This is a genomic window from Microbacterium sp. M3 (assembly GCF_033548675.1).
In the GTDB taxonomy this organism is placed as follows: Bacteria; Actinomycetota; Actinomycetes; order Actinomycetales; family Microbacteriaceae; genus Microbacterium; species Microbacterium arthrosphaerae.
In genome coordinates this window covers 349,377-365,543 of the sequence record NZ_JAWTZT010000001.1, presented here as the reverse complement: position 1 = coordinate 365,543, position 16,167 = coordinate 349,377, and the positions used below count along the sequence as shown (strand labels likewise).

The 16,167-nt window shown below is 72.0% G+C and carries 18 protein-coding genes and 1 tRNA gene; 12 read left to right on the top strand and 7 right to left on the bottom strand.

Going from position 1 to position 16,167, the window contains the following annotated elements:
• Positions 1 to 18: 18 nt before the first annotated feature.
• On the bottom strand, positions 19 to 522 hold the full coding sequence (locus R8Z57_RS01635) for a DNA modification methylase (protein WP_318352012.1): 504 nt from the start codon (positions 520 to 522) through the stop codon (positions 19 to 21).
• 167 nt (positions 523 to 689) lie between these two features.
• Here R8Z57_RS01635 and R8Z57_RS01630 point away from each other — a divergent pair, with 167 nt between their 5' ends.
• Together R8Z57_RS01630 and ispD are read left to right on the top strand one after the other, a co-directional pair.
• Positions 690 to 1,172 carry a CarD family transcriptional regulator gene (locus tag R8Z57_RS01630; protein ID WP_045298114.1) on the top strand — a complete coding sequence of 161 codons (483 nt, stop codon included), beginning with the start codon at positions 690 to 692 and terminating at the stop codon, positions 1,170 to 1,172.
• A gap of 80 nt (positions 1,173 to 1,252) precedes the next feature.
• Positions 1,253 to 2,455 (top strand): 2-C-methyl-D-erythritol 4-phosphate cytidylyltransferase, encoded by a 1,203-nt coding sequence (gene ispD / locus R8Z57_RS01625; RefSeq protein ID WP_318352011.1) that lies wholly within the window; start codon positions 1,253 to 1,255, stop codon positions 2,453 to 2,455.
• A gap of 9 nt (positions 2,456 to 2,464) precedes the next feature.
• On the opposite strand, the gene R8Z57_RS01620 is transcribed toward ispD, so the two are convergent.
• Together R8Z57_RS01620 and R8Z57_RS01615 are read right to left on the bottom strand one after the other, a co-directional pair.
• Positions 2,465 to 2,932 carry a GNAT family N-acetyltransferase gene (locus R8Z57_RS01620; protein ID WP_318352010.1) on the bottom strand — a complete coding sequence of 156 codons (468 nt, stop codon included), beginning with the start codon at positions 2,930 to 2,932 and terminating at the stop codon, positions 2,465 to 2,467.
• A gap of 55 nt (positions 2,933 to 2,987) precedes the next feature.
• Positions 2,988 to 3,938, bottom strand: a complete 951-nt coding sequence (locus R8Z57_RS01615) for a DMT family transporter (RefSeq protein ID WP_318352009.1) — start codon at positions 3,936 to 3,938, stop codon at positions 2,988 to 2,990.
• Positions 3,939 to 4,025: 87 nt separating this feature from the next.
• Between R8Z57_RS01615 and cysS the strand changes: the two genes are divergently transcribed.
• From cysS to R8Z57_RS01600, 3 genes are all read left to right on the top strand, one after another.
• The gene (gene cysS / locus R8Z57_RS01610; protein ID WP_318352008.1) at positions 4,026 to 5,471 is read left to right on the top strand and encodes a cysteine--tRNA ligase; all 1,446 of its coding nucleotides are present in this window, start codon (positions 4,026 to 4,028) and stop codon (positions 5,469 to 5,471) included.
• Positions 5,472 to 5,502: 31 nt separating this feature from the next.
• On the top strand, positions 5,503 to 6,495 hold the full coding sequence (rlmB, locus tag R8Z57_RS01605; protein WP_318352007.1) for a 23S rRNA (guanosine(2251)-2'-O)-methyltransferase RlmB: 993 nt from the start codon (positions 5,503 to 5,505) through the stop codon (positions 6,493 to 6,495).
• 120 nt (positions 6,496 to 6,615) lie between these two features.
• Positions 6,616 to 7,257, top strand: coding sequence for an NAD(P)-dependent oxidoreductase (locus R8Z57_RS01600; RefSeq protein ID WP_318352006.1), 642 nt, complete (start codon positions 6,616 to 6,618; stop codon positions 7,255 to 7,257).
• A gap of 72 nt (positions 7,258 to 7,329) precedes the next feature.
• On the opposite strand, the gene R8Z57_RS01595 is transcribed toward R8Z57_RS01600, so the two are convergent.
• Positions 7,330 to 8,637 (bottom strand): DUF4032 domain-containing protein, encoded by a 1,308-nt coding sequence (locus R8Z57_RS01595; protein WP_318352005.1) that lies wholly within the window; start codon positions 8,635 to 8,637, stop codon positions 7,330 to 7,332.
• Positions 8,638 to 8,710: 73 nt separating this feature from the next.
• On the bottom strand, positions 8,711 to 9,814 hold the full coding sequence (locus R8Z57_RS01590; protein ID WP_318352004.1) for a sn-glycerol-3-phosphate ABC transporter ATP-binding protein UgpC: 1,104 nt from the start codon (positions 9,812 to 9,814) through the stop codon (positions 8,711 to 8,713).
• 237 nt (positions 9,815 to 10,051) lie between these two features.
• Between R8Z57_RS01590 and R8Z57_RS01585 the strand changes: the two genes are divergently transcribed.
• The 5 genes from R8Z57_RS01585 (at position 10,052) to bcp (ending at position 13,677) form a co-directional block, all read left to right on the top strand.
• Positions 10,052 to 11,011: a DsbA family protein gene (locus R8Z57_RS01585; protein ID WP_318352003.1), complete on the top strand. Its 960-nt coding sequence runs from the start codon at positions 10,052 to 10,054 to the stop codon at positions 11,009 to 11,011.
• A gap of 68 nt (positions 11,012 to 11,079) precedes the next feature.
• A tRNA-Thr gene (locus tag R8Z57_RS01580) sits at positions 11,080 to 11,155 on the top strand.
• Between the two features lie 56 nt (positions 11,156 to 11,211).
• Positions 11,212 to 12,168, top strand: coding sequence for a DMT family transporter (locus R8Z57_RS01575; RefSeq protein WP_378722917.1), 957 nt, complete (start codon positions 11,212 to 11,214; stop codon positions 12,166 to 12,168).
• Between the two features lie 81 nt (positions 12,169 to 12,249).
• On the top strand, positions 12,250 to 13,164 hold the full coding sequence (locus tag R8Z57_RS01570; protein ID WP_318352001.1) for an HpcH/HpaI aldolase/citrate lyase family protein: 915 nt from the start codon (positions 12,250 to 12,252) through the stop codon (positions 13,162 to 13,164).
• Positions 13,165 to 13,203: 39 nt separating this feature from the next.
• Positions 13,204 to 13,677, top strand: coding sequence for a thioredoxin-dependent thiol peroxidase (gene bcp, locus R8Z57_RS01565; RefSeq protein ID WP_318352000.1), 474 nt, complete (start codon positions 13,204 to 13,206; stop codon positions 13,675 to 13,677).
• A 110-nt stretch (positions 13,678 to 13,787) separates the two neighbouring features.
• Here bcp and R8Z57_RS01560 read toward each other — a convergent pair whose 3' ends face one another.
• Both R8Z57_RS01560 and msrB read right to left on the bottom strand, forming a co-directional pair.
• A complete protein-coding gene (locus R8Z57_RS01560) occupies positions 13,788 to 14,324 on the bottom strand; it encodes a nitroreductase family protein (protein WP_318351999.1) in 537 nt (178 codons plus the stop codon).
• Positions 14,324 to 14,740 carry a peptide-methionine (R)-S-oxide reductase MsrB gene (msrB, locus tag R8Z57_RS01555; protein ID WP_318351998.1) on the bottom strand — a complete coding sequence of 139 codons (417 nt, stop codon included), beginning with the start codon at positions 14,738 to 14,740 and terminating at the stop codon, positions 14,324 to 14,326. The genes R8Z57_RS01560 and msrB overlap by 1 nt, the downstream gene beginning before the upstream one ends.
• 133 nt (positions 14,741 to 14,873) lie before the next feature.
• Here msrB and R8Z57_RS01550 point away from each other — a divergent pair, with 133 nt between their 5' ends.
• Together R8Z57_RS01550 and R8Z57_RS01545 are read left to right on the top strand one after the other, a co-directional pair.
• Positions 14,874 to 15,881, top strand: a complete 1,008-nt coding sequence (locus tag R8Z57_RS01550) for a DUF2332 domain-containing protein (RefSeq protein WP_318351997.1) — start codon at positions 14,874 to 14,876, stop codon at positions 15,879 to 15,881.
• Positions 15,882 to 15,890: 9 nt separating this feature from the next.
• On the top strand, positions 15,891 to 16,139 hold the full coding sequence (locus R8Z57_RS01545) for a DUF3263 domain-containing protein (RefSeq protein WP_318351996.1): 249 nt from the start codon (positions 15,891 to 15,893) through the stop codon (positions 16,137 to 16,139).
• The last annotated feature ends 28 nt before the right edge of the window (positions 16,140 to 16,167 follow it).

Sequence of the window (16,167 nt, the reverse complement as noted above, 5' to 3'; positions counted from 1 at the left end):
TGCGTCTGTGCGCGCTGCTCAGGGGGCGAGCGGCGCCAGGTAGTCGAGCGTGCCGTCGAGCACGGGGACCGAAACCAGTGCGCCCTCGGCGTCGCCGGACTGGAAGAAGGCGGTCATGTCGGTGCCGGGCAGGGCGTCGAGGTCTTCGATGAGGATCGGCTCCTCGTCCTCGGTGCCCAGGCTCATGGTGGTGTCGGCGGGCACGCGGACCGTGAGCGAGATCGTCGATCCCTCACCCAGTTCGACGTTGAGCGTGTGCGTCTCGTCGGTCCGGTTGATCAGCGCGGCGACGAAGTTGCCCTCGGTGCCGTCCTCGTTCGCGACGATCTGCGCGTTCCGCACCTCGACGGGGCCGGAGTCGTAGACGTTGGTGCCTTCGGCGGCGTCGTAGGTGATCGTGGTCGCCTGCGGCGAGATCATGCTGCAACCCGTCGCCGTGAGAACGAGCGCACCCGCCACGGCGAGCGAGGCGATCGCACGGCGGGCCGTGGGGGCGGATGCAGATCCCTGGCGGCGGTTCATCGAGATCCTCCCAAGACGGATGACGGTTCTTCAGCATTCTAGGGGGTCCGCGCCGGCAGCCGCCGATCGCCGCGGCCTGGCGCGCTGCGGTGCCGGGACGGCAGGGCGGAGAACCTTAGCGTATTTCTCCTGTGGTATCCTGGAGGTTGCCGAAAGGACATAACTCCATGCTTTTTGAGGTTGGCGAGACGGTCGTCTACCCCCACCACGGGGCGGCAACGATCATCGAGGTCAAAGACCGGATCATCAAGGGCGAGACGAAGAAGTACCTGAAGCTGAACGTCACGCAGGGTGATCTCATCATCGAAGTCCCCGCAGAGAACGTCGACCTGGTCGGCGTCCGAGACGTCATCGGCAAGGAGGGTCTCGACAAGGTCTTCGAGGTGCTGCGCGCTCCCTTCACGGAGGAGCCGACCAACTGGTCGCGCCGCTACAAGGCCAACCTCGAGAAGCTCGCCTCCGGTGACGTCATCAAGGTCAGCGAGGTCGTGCGCGACCTCTGGCGCCGCGACCAGGATCGCGGGCTGTCGGCCGGTGAGAAGCGCATGCTCGCCAAGGCGAAGCAGATCCTGATCTCCGAGCTGGCCCTCGCCGAGAAGACCGACGAAGAGAAGGCCAGCGTCCTCCTCGACGAGGTCCTCGCGAGCTGAGACTCCCAGAACGGCGCCCCCCGGGGCGCCGTTCTGCTGTGTCCGCCGGCCGCCGGGAGCGTTCGCGATAGCGTGAACGGGTGACCATCACCCCCGTGCCGCGCGTCGGCATCATCGTCGTGGCCGCCGGCTCCGGAACCCGCCTCGCGGCGGGTGGTCCGAAGGCGTTCGTCGGCATCGACGGGCGGAGCGTCCTGCGCCACGCCCTCGACGGCGTCTTCGCCGCACCGACCGCCCAGGTGGTCGTGGTCGCCCCGGACGGCCGGGAGGGTGACGCGCTGAGCGAGGCGCTCGCCGCCTCCGGCGATCGCCGCGATCTCGTCTCCGTGGTGCGCGGCGGCACGACCCGCCAGGCGTCGGTGGCGGCGGGACTGGACGCCCTGTGGGCGGACGTCGAGATCGTGCTCGTGCACGACGCCGCCCGTTCCCTCACACCCCCCGAGGTGTTCGAGCGCGTGATCGCCGCGATCGACGAAGGTGCCCCGGGCGCGATCCCCGTGCTCTCGGTCATCGACACGATCAAGCGGGTCGCCGGCGACGAGATCGTCGCGGCCGTCGACCGCGCCGAGCTGGCCGCTGCGCAGACCCCGCAGGGTTTCCGGCGTGATGTGCTCGACGCGGCATATGCGACGGCGACCGAGGACTTCACCGACGACGCGGCGGTGGTCGCCGAGGCCGGGCATGCCGTCGCGGCCGTGCCGGGGCATCCGCTCGCATTCAAGATCACGACCCCGGCCGACCTCGACCGGGCGCGCCATCTGCTCGGGGCGCAGGCCGCCCATGCGCCGGTGCGGCTGGAGCGCGAGGCGCCGCTCCCGCGCGTCGGCGTGGGAACCGACGTACACGCCTTCGGCGGCGAGGGCAGCCTGTGGCTCGCCGGCCTGGAATGGCCGGGGGAGGCGCCCCTGTCGGGGCATTCGGATGGGGATGCCGTGGCGCACGCGATCGTGGACGCGCTCCTGTCGGCGGCGGGCCTGGGTGATATCGGCACCCACTTCGGCACCGATCACCCGGAGTACGCCGGCGCCCACGCGGAGGCCTTCCTGGGCCGTACCCTCGGACTCCTCGGCGAGGCCGGATGGCGGGTGGGCAACGTCGCGGTGCAGGTGCAGGCGAACCGCCCCCGGTTCTCCGCGCGGCGTGCGGAGGCCGAGCGGGTGCTGTCGGCGGCGCTCGGCGGCGCACCGGTGTCGTTGTCTGCCACGACGACCGACGGGCTCGGCTTCACCGGGCGGGGCGAGGGCGTCTCGGCGTTCGCGATGGCCCTCGTCGTGCCGGCCTGACCGCCGGGTTCAGACCCGACGCGTCATGAAGACCGAGAACGGGTCGAGGGTGTAGTCCTCGAAGGGCCCGCACAGCTCGAAGCCTTCGCTCTCGTAGAGGCGCTGCGCCGGTGCGAAGTCCGGCGTCGTCCCCGTCTCGAGCCACAGGCTGGTCATGCGGCGGCGGCGCGCGTCCGCGATGATGTGACGCAGCAGGGCCCGCCCGACGCCCGCGCCACGGAACCGGTCGTCGACGCGCATGGACTTGATCTCACCGCGCTCGGCGTCCAGCGCCTTGAGCGCTCCGACGCCCGCCAGCTCGTCGTCGATCCACGCCGACCACACCGTGAGCGAGGGATGCCGCAGGGCCTCGAGGTCGAGCGCGTGCACGCTCTCGGGCGGCGAGGTGTCGTGCATCCCCGCGAGGTGGAAGGCGACGAGGCGACGCGTGGCCTCGCCGCTCAGGTCGTCGGTGCGGATCTCGATGGTGCGCTGCATGTCGCGCCCAGTGTGCCACGCACGCGTTGCGGCGGTGTTTCGGGGTTCGCGTTCCTCAGGCCTCGACGGCATAGGGCGCGGGATCGCGCGGCGCCCGCGAGCCCCACGCGAGCAGCGCCAAGCCGGCGGCCAGCACGACCAGGCCGACGATCGCCAGCGTCGACAGGCGCTCGCCCAGTACGACGATGCCCAGCACGCTCGCCGTGAGCGGCTCTCCCAGGGTGAGCGTGGCGGCGGTGGCGGCGGTCAGACCGCTCAGGCCCCACGTGAACAGCACGTAGGCGACCGAGATGGTCGCCAGACCGAGCCACAGGGCCATGACGAGACCCGACGTCGTGCCGAGCCACGTGAGGTCGACGAAGGGGAGCGCGAAGGCGCACAGGAGCGCCGAACTGGCCCCCATCCCGCCGACGACGGTGAACGGGTCCCAGCCGTCGTCGAGCAGACGGCGCTGGGCGTTCGCGATGACGGCGAACGACGCGCCCGCGCCCACCGATCCGAGGAGTCCCAGCGGGTCGGTGCCGCCGCCGGCGCCGGCCTCGCCGCCGAGCCCGAGCAGCACCACGCCGAGCGTCGCCAGGGCGGTGGCACCCATCCAGGTCGGACTCGGCATCCGTCGCGTCAGCGCCCATTCCAGAAGACCCGCGAGGATCGGGGCGGAGCCGAGCGCGACGACCGTGCCGACGGCGACGCCGTTGCGTGCGGTGCCGAGGAAGAACAGCGGCTGGTAGAGCGCCAGGCAGGCGCCCGTGAGCACCATGAGCGCCAGCGGTCGGATGCCGCCCCGCGAGGGATGCAGATCGCGCAGGGTGCGGGCGTCCGGGCCGGGGCGGCGCCGTGCGTGTCGCGCGGCCAGGGCGAACGCGATGACCGCGAGACCGGTGCCGCCGATCACCATGCGCATGACGCCGATCGACAGCGGCGTGGTGCCCTCGGGGCCGAGCGCCTGCGACGTGCCGGTCGTGCCGAAGAGCACGGCGGCGGCGAGGACGGCGAAGACGTGCACCCTACAGTTGTACCCGGCGTGACCGGCCGCGTGCGCCGGCCCCGCATCCTCAGGGGTTGCCGGGGTGCCCGCCGGTAGGCTGGTGCGGTGACGGTTCAGCTGTACGACACCAAGGCGCAGGCGCTGCGCGACTTCGTGCCACTCGACCCCGGGAACGTCACGATCTACGTCTGCGGTCCCACCGTGCAGTCAGGTCCTCATATCGGGCACCTGCGCGGCGCGCTGAGCTTCGACATCCTCCGCCGCTGGCTCGCCCACCGATTCGGGCGCGTGACGTTCGTACGCAACGTCACCGACATCGACGACAAGGTGCTGGCCAACGCGACCGACGGCGAGCCGTGGTGGGCGCTGGCCTATCGGATGGAGCTCGAGTTCACGCGGGCCTATACGGCGATCGGCATCCTGCCTCCCACCTACGAGCCGCGGGCGACGGCCTCCATCCCGCAGATGCAGGAGCTGATCGCACGGCTCATCGAGTCCGGCCACGCCTACGCCGCGGACGCGGGGGCGGATGCCGCGGGCGACGTCTACTTCGACGTCCGGTCGTGGAGCGACTACGGGTCGCTCACGCGGCAGAGCCTCGACGCCATGGAGCCGGCCGCCGACGCCGATCCGCGCGGCAAGCGCGACCCGCGCGACTTTGCGCTGTGGAAGGGCGCCAAGCCCGACGAGCCGGCGTCCGCGACGTGGGAGTCGCCGTGGGGCCCCGGGCGCCCCGGCTGGCACATCGAGTGCTCGGCGATGTCGCGCCGGTACCTCGGCGGCGAGTTCGACATCCACGGCGGCGGCCTCGACCTGCGCTTCCCGCACCACGAGAACGAGCTCGCCCAGTCCACGGCGGCCGGCGACGGGTTCGCGCGCTACTGGGTGCACAACGGCCTGGTGACCGTGGGCGCGCAGAAGATGTCGAAGTCGCTGTTCAACTTCGTCCTCGCCGAGGACGTGCTGCGCGAACGCGACCCGCTCGTCGTGCGCTACGCGCTCGCTGCGGCGCACTACCGCTCGAGCCTCGACATCACGCCATCGACGTTCGACGAGGCCGAGGCGGCGCTCGACCGCATCCGCACGTTCCTCGAGCGTGCGATCCGCACGCTGCGCGGGGTGGAGGACGTGAGGGTGGATGCCGCCGTCCCGGCCGCGTTCGCCGCCGCCCTCGACGACGACCTCGGGGTGCCGCAGGCGCTCGCGGTGCTCCACGAGACCGTGCGCGAAGGCAACAGTGCCCTCGACGCCGGCGACCGCGATGCAGCCCTGCGCGCCTTCGCCGACGTGGCGGTGATGGCGGGCGTGCTCGGCATCGACCCCCTCGACCCGCAGTGGCGGTCGACGGATGCCTCGGCCGAGGCATCCGCTCTCGACGCCCTGGTGCAGACCATGATCGCCCAGCGCGCCGCGGCGCGCGCAGCCAAGGACTGGGCGGCCGCCGACCGCATCCGCGACGCCATCGCGGCGGCCGGCATCGCCCTCGAAGACGGTCCCGACGGGACGCACTGGAGTGTCGCCGACGCCCCGCGCCCCGCGGAGAGCAACTGACCGGGGCCCTGCCCCGCACGAAGGAGAACTGATGGCCAAGCCAGGACGCCCCGGCGCCAGCAAGAGCAACAAGAAGGGCCCCACCAAGGGTACCGGCGGCAAGAACAAGCGGTCGCTCGAGGGACGCGGACCGACCCCGAAGGCCGAGGACCGCGCGTGGCACCCGGCGGGCAAGCGCAAGGCGGCCGCCGAGCGCTACGCCGCGGCGGGCGGCACCGGCAAGCCCGGGCAGTCGTCCCCGCGTCCGTCGCGTCCGGCGAAGAAGGACGACGACACCGAGACGGTCACCGGCCGCAACTCGGTGCTCGAGGCGCTGCGGGCGAAGATCCCGGCCACCGCGTTCTACATCGCGCAGCGCGTCGAGATGGACGACCGCGTCAAGGAGATGCTCTCGATCGCCACGCACCGCGACATCCCGGTGCTCGAGGTGACGCGCCCCGAGCTCGACCGCATGGCCGGATTCGACGGCGTGCACCAGGGCGTCGCCCTCAAGGTGCCGCCCTACGAGTACGCCCACCCGCAGGACCTGCTCGAGAAGGTGATCGACCGCGGCGAGACGCCCCTGTTCGTCGCGCTCGACGGCATCACCGATCCCCGCAACCTCGGCGCGATCCTGCGGTCGACGGCGGCGTTCGGCGGCCAGGCGGTCATCGTGCCGCAGCGCCGGTCGGCGAGCGTCAACTCGGCGGCGTGGAAGACGAGCGCCGGCGCCGCGGCGCGCATCCCCGTGGCGATCGCCTCCAACCTCACCGCGATGCTCAAGGACTTCAAGAAGCAGGGCGTGTTCGTGCTCGGCCTGGACGGCGGGGGAGACGTCGCGCTCCCGGCGCTCGAGCTCGCCGACCGGCCGGTCGTGATCGTGGTCGGCTCGGAGGGCAAGGGCCTCTCCCGCCTGGTCACCGAGACCTGCGACCAGATCGTCTCGATTCCGATCTCCTCCAGCACCGAGTCGCTCAACGCCGGCATCGCGGCATCCGTCGCCCTGTATCAGGTCGCCACGCTGCGCTCGGCGCCGTCCGCGTGAGTCGACGCGTTTCCCATTCCGGGGAATGAACCAGGCACACGCACGTTCCATCCACGGAGAGCCGCGCCGCCCGCCGGGCGCGCCGGCGCCGCACCACCTCACCTCGTCGAAAGGCACAACATGGCACGCATCGCCGTCATCGGAGGCTCGGGATACGCCGGCCGCCACATCGTCGCCGAGGCGGTGAACCGCGGCCACAGCGTGCTCGCCATCGCCCGCCGCATCCCCGCCGAGCGTCAGCAGGGCGCCCTCTACGTCGAGGGCTCGCTGACCGATGTGCCCGACCTGCTTGCGCAGCTCCAGGGCGTCGACGTCGTGGTCTCAGCCGTCGCCCCGCGCGGCGACATGCAGGGCCTCGTGCGGCCGAACATCTCGGCACTCGCGTCGCTCCTGCCCGAGGGCGTCCGCCTGGGCGTCATCGGCGGCGCCGGTGGCAGCCTCGTGACCGAGGGTGGGGAGCGCGTCGTCGACCTGCCGTCGTTCGCCGAGGACTACAAGGCCGAGGCGCTCGAGGCGATCGGCATCCTCGAAGACCTCCAGCAGGCGCCCGAGTCGCTGGACTGGTTCTACATCCACCCGGCAGGCGGCTTCGGCGCCTACAACCCGGGCGAGCGCACCGGCTCGTACCGCACCGGCGGCGATGTCATCGTGACCGACGCTGAGGGGGAGTCCTACATCTCGGGCGAGGATCTCGCCGTCGCGATCGTCGACGAGATCGAGAACCCGCAGCACCCCCGCACGCGCTTCACCGTGGGCTACTGAACCGCGCCTTGCTGAGAGGGGCACGTCTTCGGTGACCGGAGACGTGCCTTTCGCATATCTCCGGGTGGCCCGTCAGACCAGGTCGCGCCAGTCGATCTCGTCGGCCTCGTCGTCGACCACGGGGTTCGGCGACGTGATGACCGAGAGCGAGACGGTTTCGGTCGGAGGGCCCATCAGGGTAGCCTCGTCGCGCCGGTGCCGCAGCACGTTGTCGATGTAGCTCGACAGCGCCTCGGCGAGCGGGACCGACTTGCCCTTGGCCTGCGACAGGTACCAGCGGTGCTCGAGCAGCTGGTGGAACACCTCCGCGGGCTCGAGCTTGGAGCGCAGATCCCACGGGATGGCCTTGACGACGGGCTCGAACACGCGGGTCAGCCACTCATGGGCGACCATCTCCTCGTCGTCGCCCAGGCGCGAGATGCGCGCGCGGAACTCGTCGAGGTCGTTCAGCAGGCGGCGCGCCTGGTTCTCCTCCACGTCGAGGCCGGTCAGGCGCAGCAGCCGCCGCTGGTGGTGGCCGGAGTCGACCACCTTCGGCTGGATCGACACCTTCGTGCCGTCGGCCGTGGCCTGGATGGACATCTCGCCGATGTCGAAGCCCAGATCGTTGAGCCGCTGCACGCGCTCGGTGAGGCGCCAGGACTCGTCGGCGCCGAAGGTCTCCTCGTCGGTGAGGGCCGCCCACAGCGCGTGATACGACGACATGATGCCGTCGGCGATCGCGATGGCGTCGACGCCGCCCTCGAGGCGGCCGCCCGCCTCGAGGTCCATGATCTCGCCGGCGATGTTGGTGCGAGCCACGTCGAGATCATGCGCGCGCTGGCCGGGGGTGAGGCCGCTCTCGTGGAGCTCGCCGGTCTCGGCGTCCACGAGGTAGGCGGCGAACGCACCGGCGTCGCGACGGAAGAGCGTGTTCGACAGCGACACGTCGCCCCAGAAGAAGCCGACGTTGTGCAGCCGCACGAGGAGCAGCGCGAGCGCGTCGACGAGGCGGGTCGCCGTATCGGGTCGGAGCACCTGCGTGAACAGCGCGCGGTAGGGGAGTGAGAACTTCAGGTGCGCCGTCACCAGCGCAGCCGGAAGCGGCTCGCCCGCGGCATCCGTCCGTCCCGCGATGACGGCGACCCGCTCGACGCACGGGACGTCCAGGCGGGCGAGATTGCCCAGCATGTCGTACTCGCGCTGCGCCATCGCCTGCGTCGTCTCCTTGATGGCGACCACGCGCCCCGACAGGTTCGCGAAGCGTACGAGATGGCGCGAGATGCCCTTGGGAAGGAAGACGATGTGGTTCGACGGCCACTCGCCGAGCGGCGTCGACCAGGGGAGGGTGAGCAGCCCCGGGTCGACGCTGCTGGCGGTGATACTGAGGGCCTCGGGCACGTGCTCTCCTGGAAACGGCGCGACGGCGCGGGGGGATGACTCCCACCCGCGCCGTCGCGATGCGATCTCTGCGTTACGCGGAGGCGATGGCCTTGTCGGTGAGGCGCTCGCCCGACTCGACGTCGAAGACGTGGACGTGACCGGGGATCGGGGCCAGCGTGACCTTGTCTCCCGCCATCGGGTGACGGCGGCCGTCGACGCGCGCGACGATGTCGGTGCGCTTGCCCGCGACATCGGCGTGGCCGTACAGGTAGCCGTCGGCGCCGAGCTCCTCGACGAGGTCGACCGTCACCGTGAGGCCCTTGCCGTCGGCGGGTGCGACCTGGATGTCTTCGGGGCGGACGCCGATGGTGACCTCCGAGCCGTGCGCCTTGCCGAGCGTGTCGGCCTCGACACCGACGACCGTGTCGCCGAACTGCACGCCGCCTTCGGCGATGTGAGCCGGGAACAGGTTCATGGCGGGCGAGCCGATGAAGCCGGCGACGAACACGTTGTTCGGCTTCTCGTACAGGTCGCGCGGCGTGCCGACCTGCTGCAGGAGGCCGTCCTTGAGGACCGCGATGCGGTCGCCCATGGTGAGGGCCTCGGTCTGGTCGTGCGTGACGTAGACGGTCGTGACGCCCAGGCGGCGCTGCAGCGACGCGATCTGGGTGCGCGTCTGGACGCGCAGCTTGGCGTCGAGGTTCGACAGCGGCTCGTCCATGAGGAACACCTGCGGCTGGCGGACGATGGCGCGGCCCATGGCGACACGCTGACGCTGACCACCCGAGAGCGCCTTGGGCTTGCGGGTGAGGTACTGCTCGAGGTCGAGGAGCTTGGCGGCCTCGAGGACGCGGGCGGCGCGCTCCTCCTTGCCGACGCCGGCGATCTTGAGCGCGAAGCCCATGTTCTCGGCGACCGTCATGTGCGGGTACAGCGCGTAGTTCTGGAAGACCATCGCGATGTCGCGGTCCTTGGGGGGGACGTCGGTGACGTCGCGGTCGCCGATGAGGATGCGGCCCGAGTTGACCTCTTCGAGGCCGGCCAGCATGCGCAGCGACGTGGACTTGCCACAGCCCGACGGGCCGACGAGAACGAGGAACTCCCCGTCACCGACCTCGAGGTTGAGCTTGTCCACAGCGGGGCGAGTGCCCCCGGGGTACAGGCGAGTTGCGTTGTCAAACGTGACGGACGCCATGTTCTCTTCTCCTTCACCGGCAGGTACGTGCCGGACGGTCCGTAGTGAGGAATGAGCGGGGGCTTGACCCGCACGCCCGCCATCGGGCGCAAGGAACAGTATGACACGGCGCGCGCGGAGGTTGCGTCTGGGCATTTCCCAGGGTGGCTGGCTAGCATCGTGGACGGCCGCTTTCCCGTGCGACCAGTGCGATCCCGGGCGGTCGAGAACCGCCACCGCCCGCCCCCGAGAGGTTTCATGTCCAGCGACGAGTCACCGAACGCCGCGTCCAGCGAGCGCCGCGACGCCGTGCGCGAGAAGGCGCAGCAGGTGAAGGCGCGCCAGTCCCGCGCCCGCCTCATCCGGCGGACGTCGCTGGCCGTCGTGATGGTCGCCGTCGTCGCCGTGATCGCCGTGGTCGTCACCTGGACCGTCTCGTCCAGCGCCTCGAAGCCCACGATGAGCCCCGCCAACGGCGTCGACGACGGATTCGTCGTCACGGGCGTCACCGGACTCGGCATCGCCTCCGACACCTCCGGCGCCGACGGCTCGGCGCAGGGGGTCGCGACGCCCACCCCGACGGAGGCCCCGGCCGACGCTCCCGCCGAGCCCACCCCTACTCCGACGGTCGACGACCACGCGGTCGACATCCGCGTGTACGTGGACTACCTCTCCACCGGCTCCCGCGAGTTCCAGCTCGCCAACATGAAGCAGCTGTCGGAGTGGGTCGACGAGGGCGCGGCGCAGCTCAGCTACTACCCGGTCGCGATGCTGACCGCGAAGTCCAACGGCACGAAGTACTCGCTGCGGGCGGCCGGCGCCGCCGCGTGCGTGGCGCAGCACTCGCCCGACTACTTCTTCGCCTTCAACGACGCGCTCCTTCGCGACCAGCCCGAAGTGAACTCCGACGGCTTCAGCGACCGCGAGCTCTGGTCGCTCGCGTCGGCCACCGGCGTCGACGACGCGAAGGCCGTCCGCGCGTGCATCGAGGACCAGGCGTACACCTCGTGGGCGAAGACGGCCACCGAGCGCGCGCTGGAGGAGCTGCCGGGCACCGACGGCATCGCCCTCACGACGACCCCGATGGTGCTGGTCAACGGCACCCAGTACGTCGGAAAGCTCGACGACCCGAAGGAGTTCGCGCAGTTCGTGCTCACGGTCGCGAGCGACGCGTACTTCAAGGCGACCCCGACGCCCACGCCGACCCCGGCACCCTGATCGGCGATGCCCTGATCGGCGACGCCCTGCTCAGCGGTGCTTCGGACCGCCGGTAGACTGGGCGCCCTGCCGACTTGGCGCAATTGGTAGCGCACCTAACTTGTAATTAGGGGGTTACGGGTTCGAGTCCCGTAGTCGGCTCCACGATCGCGGGTGCTCGGCCGGTTGGGTGGTCGGTCGGCCGCCCGGCGCACGGCATGATGGATCGAGTGACCGCACGCCGCCTGCCCGCCTGGATCGGCGTCGGCGCGGCAGCCGTGATCGGCATCCTGACCGCGGTGCAGGCGCGGATCAACGGCCAGCTCGGCGTCCGCATCGGCGACGGCTTCGCCGCGGCGGTGATCTCCTTCGGCTCCGGCCTCCTCCTCCTGATCGTCCTGACCCTGGCGCTGCCGCAGGGGCGCCGCGGTCTCGCCGCGCTGACGACGGGTGTCCGCACGCGGAGCATCCCCCTTTGGATGCTCTGCGGCGGCGTCGCGGGGGCGCTCTCGGTCGCCACGCAGTCGCTGGCCGTCGGCATCATCGGCGTGGCCCTCTTCACGGTCGGCGTGGTGGCCGGCCAGACCGTCAGCGGCCTGCTCCTCGACCGCTCCGGCGTCGGGCCGGCCGGCACCGTGGCGGTGACGCCGGCGCGGGTGCTCGGCGGCGTGCTCGCGCTCCTCGCCGCGGGCGTGTCGCTGGTGGGCGGCGTGGACGCCCCGCCCGTCCTCGTGGTGCTGCCGTTCCTCGTCGGAGCCGGCATCGCGTGGCAGTCCGCGGTGAACGGCCGCCTGCGCCAGCGCGTGGGCACGCCGCTGACCGCGACGCTCGTCAACTTCATCGGCGGCACCGTCGTCCTCGGGATCGCCGAGATCGTGCACACCGTCGTCGCCGGGCCGCCGGCATCCTTCCCACCCGACCCGTGGCTCTACCTCGGCGGCGTGATCGGCGTGACGTACATCTTCCTCGCGGCCGCGCTGGTGGCCTACACCGGCGTCCTGCTGCTCGGGCTCGGCACCGTCGTGGGCCAGGTCATCACCTCGGTCGCCATCGACGCGCTGTGGCCCACGAGCGCCGCGCCCACCCTCGGGCAGTCGCTGCTGATGTCGGCGCTCGCGATCCTCTCGGTGATCGTCGCGGCAGTGCCGTGGCGACGGATGCCGCGCGACCGGCGCTGACGCGGGGTCGGACGGTCATCCGGGCAGGGGCCTGGCCGGATGATGGTGGAATGGAGGGGCAGCAATCGGAAGAAGAGTGAGATGTCCGCAGATCCTTACGGCAGCGCCGCAGAGGTCCTCGATGCCGAGGACGACCTGCGCACCCTGATCGCCCCGCGACCCGCGCGCCATCGCCCCGTCGACCCGTCGATCGCCCGGTCGTGGCTCCTGGCCCCCGGCACGCGGCCCGACTCGTTCAGTGAGATGGCGGCCTCCCGCGCCGACGCCGTGGTCCTCGACATCGAGGACGCCGTCGACCCGCGCAACAAGCCGCAGGCCCGGCAGGACGTCGCCGAGTGGCTCCGCGGCGGAGGTCGCGCCTGGGTGCGGGTCAACGACGCGCTGAGCCCCTTCTGGGCCGACGACCTCGCCGCGCTCGCGGGCATTCCGACGCTGCTGGGCATCATGCTGGCCAAGACCGAGTCGCCCGACCACGTGACGAGCTCGTTCGACCGCCTGGGCGGCAACGTGCCGGTGGTCGCGCTGATCGAGTCGGCCATCGGCATGGAGGACGCCGCGCACATCGCCCGTGCTCGTGGGGCGTTCCGCCTCGCCTTCGGCAGCGGCGACTTCCGCCGCGACACCGGCATGAGCGCGGATGCCGAGGCAATGGCCTACCCGCGGGCGCGACTCGTGGTCGCGAGCCGCGTGGGCGATCTGCCCGGCCCGATCGACGGCCCGACGGTCGGCAACAGCATGCCGACGCTGCGCGAGCACTCGGCCATCACGGTGTCGATGGGCATGACGGGCAAGCTCTGCCTCGCCGCCGAGCAGGCGCCGGTGATCAACGAGGTCATCAGCCCGACGCCGAGCGAGGTCGAGTGGGCGATGGACTTCCTCTCGGACTTCGAGAGCCGCGGCCGTGTGGTCCGTGACGGCAGCGACTTGCCGCGGCTGGGCCGGGCGCAGAAGATCGAGAAGCTGGCGATCGCGTTCGGCGTGCACCCGTCGTCCTGATCGCCGCCCGCCGACCCCGCCACACGAAGGGACCACCACATGGCAGAGAACGTCCGCCTCCACCCCGGTGACGCCAACCCCGGGTTCGCGCTCCCCGACTCCACGGGGGCACCGGTGCGGCCGGAGGACTACGCCGGACGCCGCCTCGTCGTCTTCTTCTACCCGGCCGCGTTCACGCCCGGATGCACGACCGAGGCCTGCGACTTCCGCGACAACCTCGCCTCGCTGCAGGCGGCCGACGTCGCCGTCGTGGGCATCTCGCCCGACCCGGTGGCGCGGCTCGCCGAGTGGGCCGAGGCCGAGCGCCTGGAGTTCCCGCTGCTCTCGGACGAGGACCACGCCGTGGCCGAGGCATGGGGTGCGTGGGGGACCAAGGTCGTGAACGGGCAGGAGCGCGTCGGCCTCATCCGCTCGACCTTCGTCCTGTCGGCGGACGGCGCCATCGAGTCGGCGGAGTACGGGGTCGACCCGAACGGGCACGTGGCCCGGCTGCGCGCACAGCTCGCCGCCTGAGCGCCTGGCGGGGGCGCACGACCTCGCGAGCGGGGGTCGCGGCCGAGCCGTGAGCGGATGCCGGCGGCCGGTCGCGGCATCCGTCATCCCGTGCCTGCGGGCCCGAAGCCTCAGGGCATGCGGCTGACGAGCCTGCGCGCGTCGATCGTCTTGCGGCGGCCTTCGCGGGAGCGCGGCGGCTTGCCGCCGACGTACAGCCAGCCGAGGAGCTCCTCGTTCTTCTTGAGACCGTGCGCCTTGGCGACGGCCTTCGCGCGCGTGTAGCCGCCGGTGCGCCAGATGACGCCCCAGCCGGCCTCGTCGAGCAGCAGGCTGAGCAGGTGCGCGACGCCGGAGGCCACCGCCTCCTGCTCCCACCGCGGCACCTTGTGGCTCTTGCGGTAGCTGGCGACCACCGCGATGAGCAGCGGCGCGCGCAGCGGCTTCGAGGACGAGCCCTTGTCGCCCTCGGCCTTGTTGATCGCCCGGCCGAGCTTCTCGCGATCGTCGCCGCGCAGCTCGATGAGCCGCCACGGCTGCAGCGAGGAGTGGTCTGCCACGCGACCCGCGGCGGCGACCAGCTCCAGCAGCTCCCGGTGCGTCGGGGCGTCGTCGGTCACCTTCGACCACGACCGCCGGTCCAGGGCGGCTTCGAAGGCGCCCGCCATCAGGCGTCGCCCCGGTCGTCGCCGGGCGTGAACTGCAGCGAGATCGAGTTCATGCAGTAGCGGTCGCCGGTGGGGGTTCCGAATCCGTCGGGGAACACGTGACCGAGGTGCGACCCGCAGTGGGCGCAGCGCACCTCGGTGCGCACCATGCCGTGGCTGTTGTCTTCGATGAGCTCGACGGCCTCCGGGCGGATCGACTCGTAGAAGCTCGGCCAGCCGCAGTGGGAGTCGAACTTCGTCCCGCTCTGGAACAGCTCGGCTCCGCACGCCGCGCACGTGTACAGGCCGGCGCGCTGCTCGTCGAGCAGCTCGCCGGTCCAGGGCCGCTCGGTGCCCGCCTCGCGCAGCACGGCGTACTGCTCGGGGCTCAGTTCGGCGCGCCACTGGGCGTCGCTCTTGTCGACGGCGTAACTCATGGGTCCTCCTCGGCCCGGTCTGCGGGCACCCCTCCATTCAACCGCAGCCCCGCGCCCCCTCGGCCGGTGGCGGCGCGATCGGCTGCTGCCCTGGGTTCTGCAGGGCGCTGCCGGGGTGCGGGAGGATGGCAACGTGGACGGGGAGGACGAGGCCGCGGTCGTCGAGCGGTACGCGCGCTTCGCCCGCGACGAGGCGCCCGGGCGGTCGCCGCTGTACGAGGAGTGGGCCGCGGGCGTCGCCGCCGACCCGGATCTCGCGAGGATCCTCGCGCGCATCCCGGCCTCCCGGCGCCAGCCCCCGCTGGTGTTCGCGGTGTCGCGCATGCTGGGCGCCCCCGAGGCGCCCTTCCCCGCCTGGGCCACCTGGGTGCGCGCGCAGGCCGACGACCTGGTCGCCGAGGGATCCGTCCGCCGTCTGCAGACCAACGAGCCGCAGCGGTGCGCGGCACTCCTTCCCGGCCTCGCGACGATCGACGGACCGCTCGCCCTGCTCGAGCTGGGGGCGAGCGCCGGTCTCTGCCTCTTCCCCGACCGCTACTCGTACCGGTACCGCCGAGGCGCGTCCGTCGTCGGGCTCGACCCGGCGACAGGGCCCTCGGCGGTCGTGCTCGAGTGCGACGTGACCGGTGACGCGCCGCTGCGGATGCCGGAGGTGGTGTGGCGCGCCGGCATCGACCTCGCGCCGCTCGACGCCGCCGACCCCGACGACCGGCGGTTCCTCGAGAGCCTGGTGTGGCCGGGGGAGAGAGGGCGCGTCGAGCGCATCGCAGCGGCGCTCGACATCGCCGCGGTCGATCCGCCGCTCCTGATCGCCGGCGATGCCTCCGACCCGGAGGTGCTGCGCCGGACCGCCGCCCTCGCGCCGCCCGATGCGACGCTGGTGGTCACCACCCCGGGCGTCCTGCCGCACGTCCCGCGCGCGGGCCGGGAGCGTGTGATCGCCGCTGTCACCGCACTCGACGCGGTGTGGATCACCATCGACCCGCCGGGCCTCCACGAGGGCGTGCCGTCGGTCGACGCCGAGGCGTGGGGCGGTTTCGCGCTCGCCAGGGACGGCGCAGCGCTCGCCGCCGTCGATCCGCTCGGCTCGTTCGTGCATTGGCGCGCGTCGCGCGCGGGGAAGACGGATGCCGCGCACTAGCGTGTGCACGTGCCCCTGACCGACCGCGACCGCGCCATCCTCGACTTCGAGGCCGAATGGCGCCGGCACGCGGGGGCGAAGGAGGAGGCGATCCGCGCGGACCTCGGGCTGTCGCCGGCGCGGTACTACCAGCTGCTCGGCCGGCTCATCGACACCGCCGAGGCGCAGCAGCACGACCCCATGCTCGTGAAGCGGCTGCGCCGCCTCCGCGACGCCCGGGTACGCGAGCGCGCGGACCGCGCCGCCGACGTGCGCTGACGCCTTCTTCCGCGCGCCCCGGGGCGGT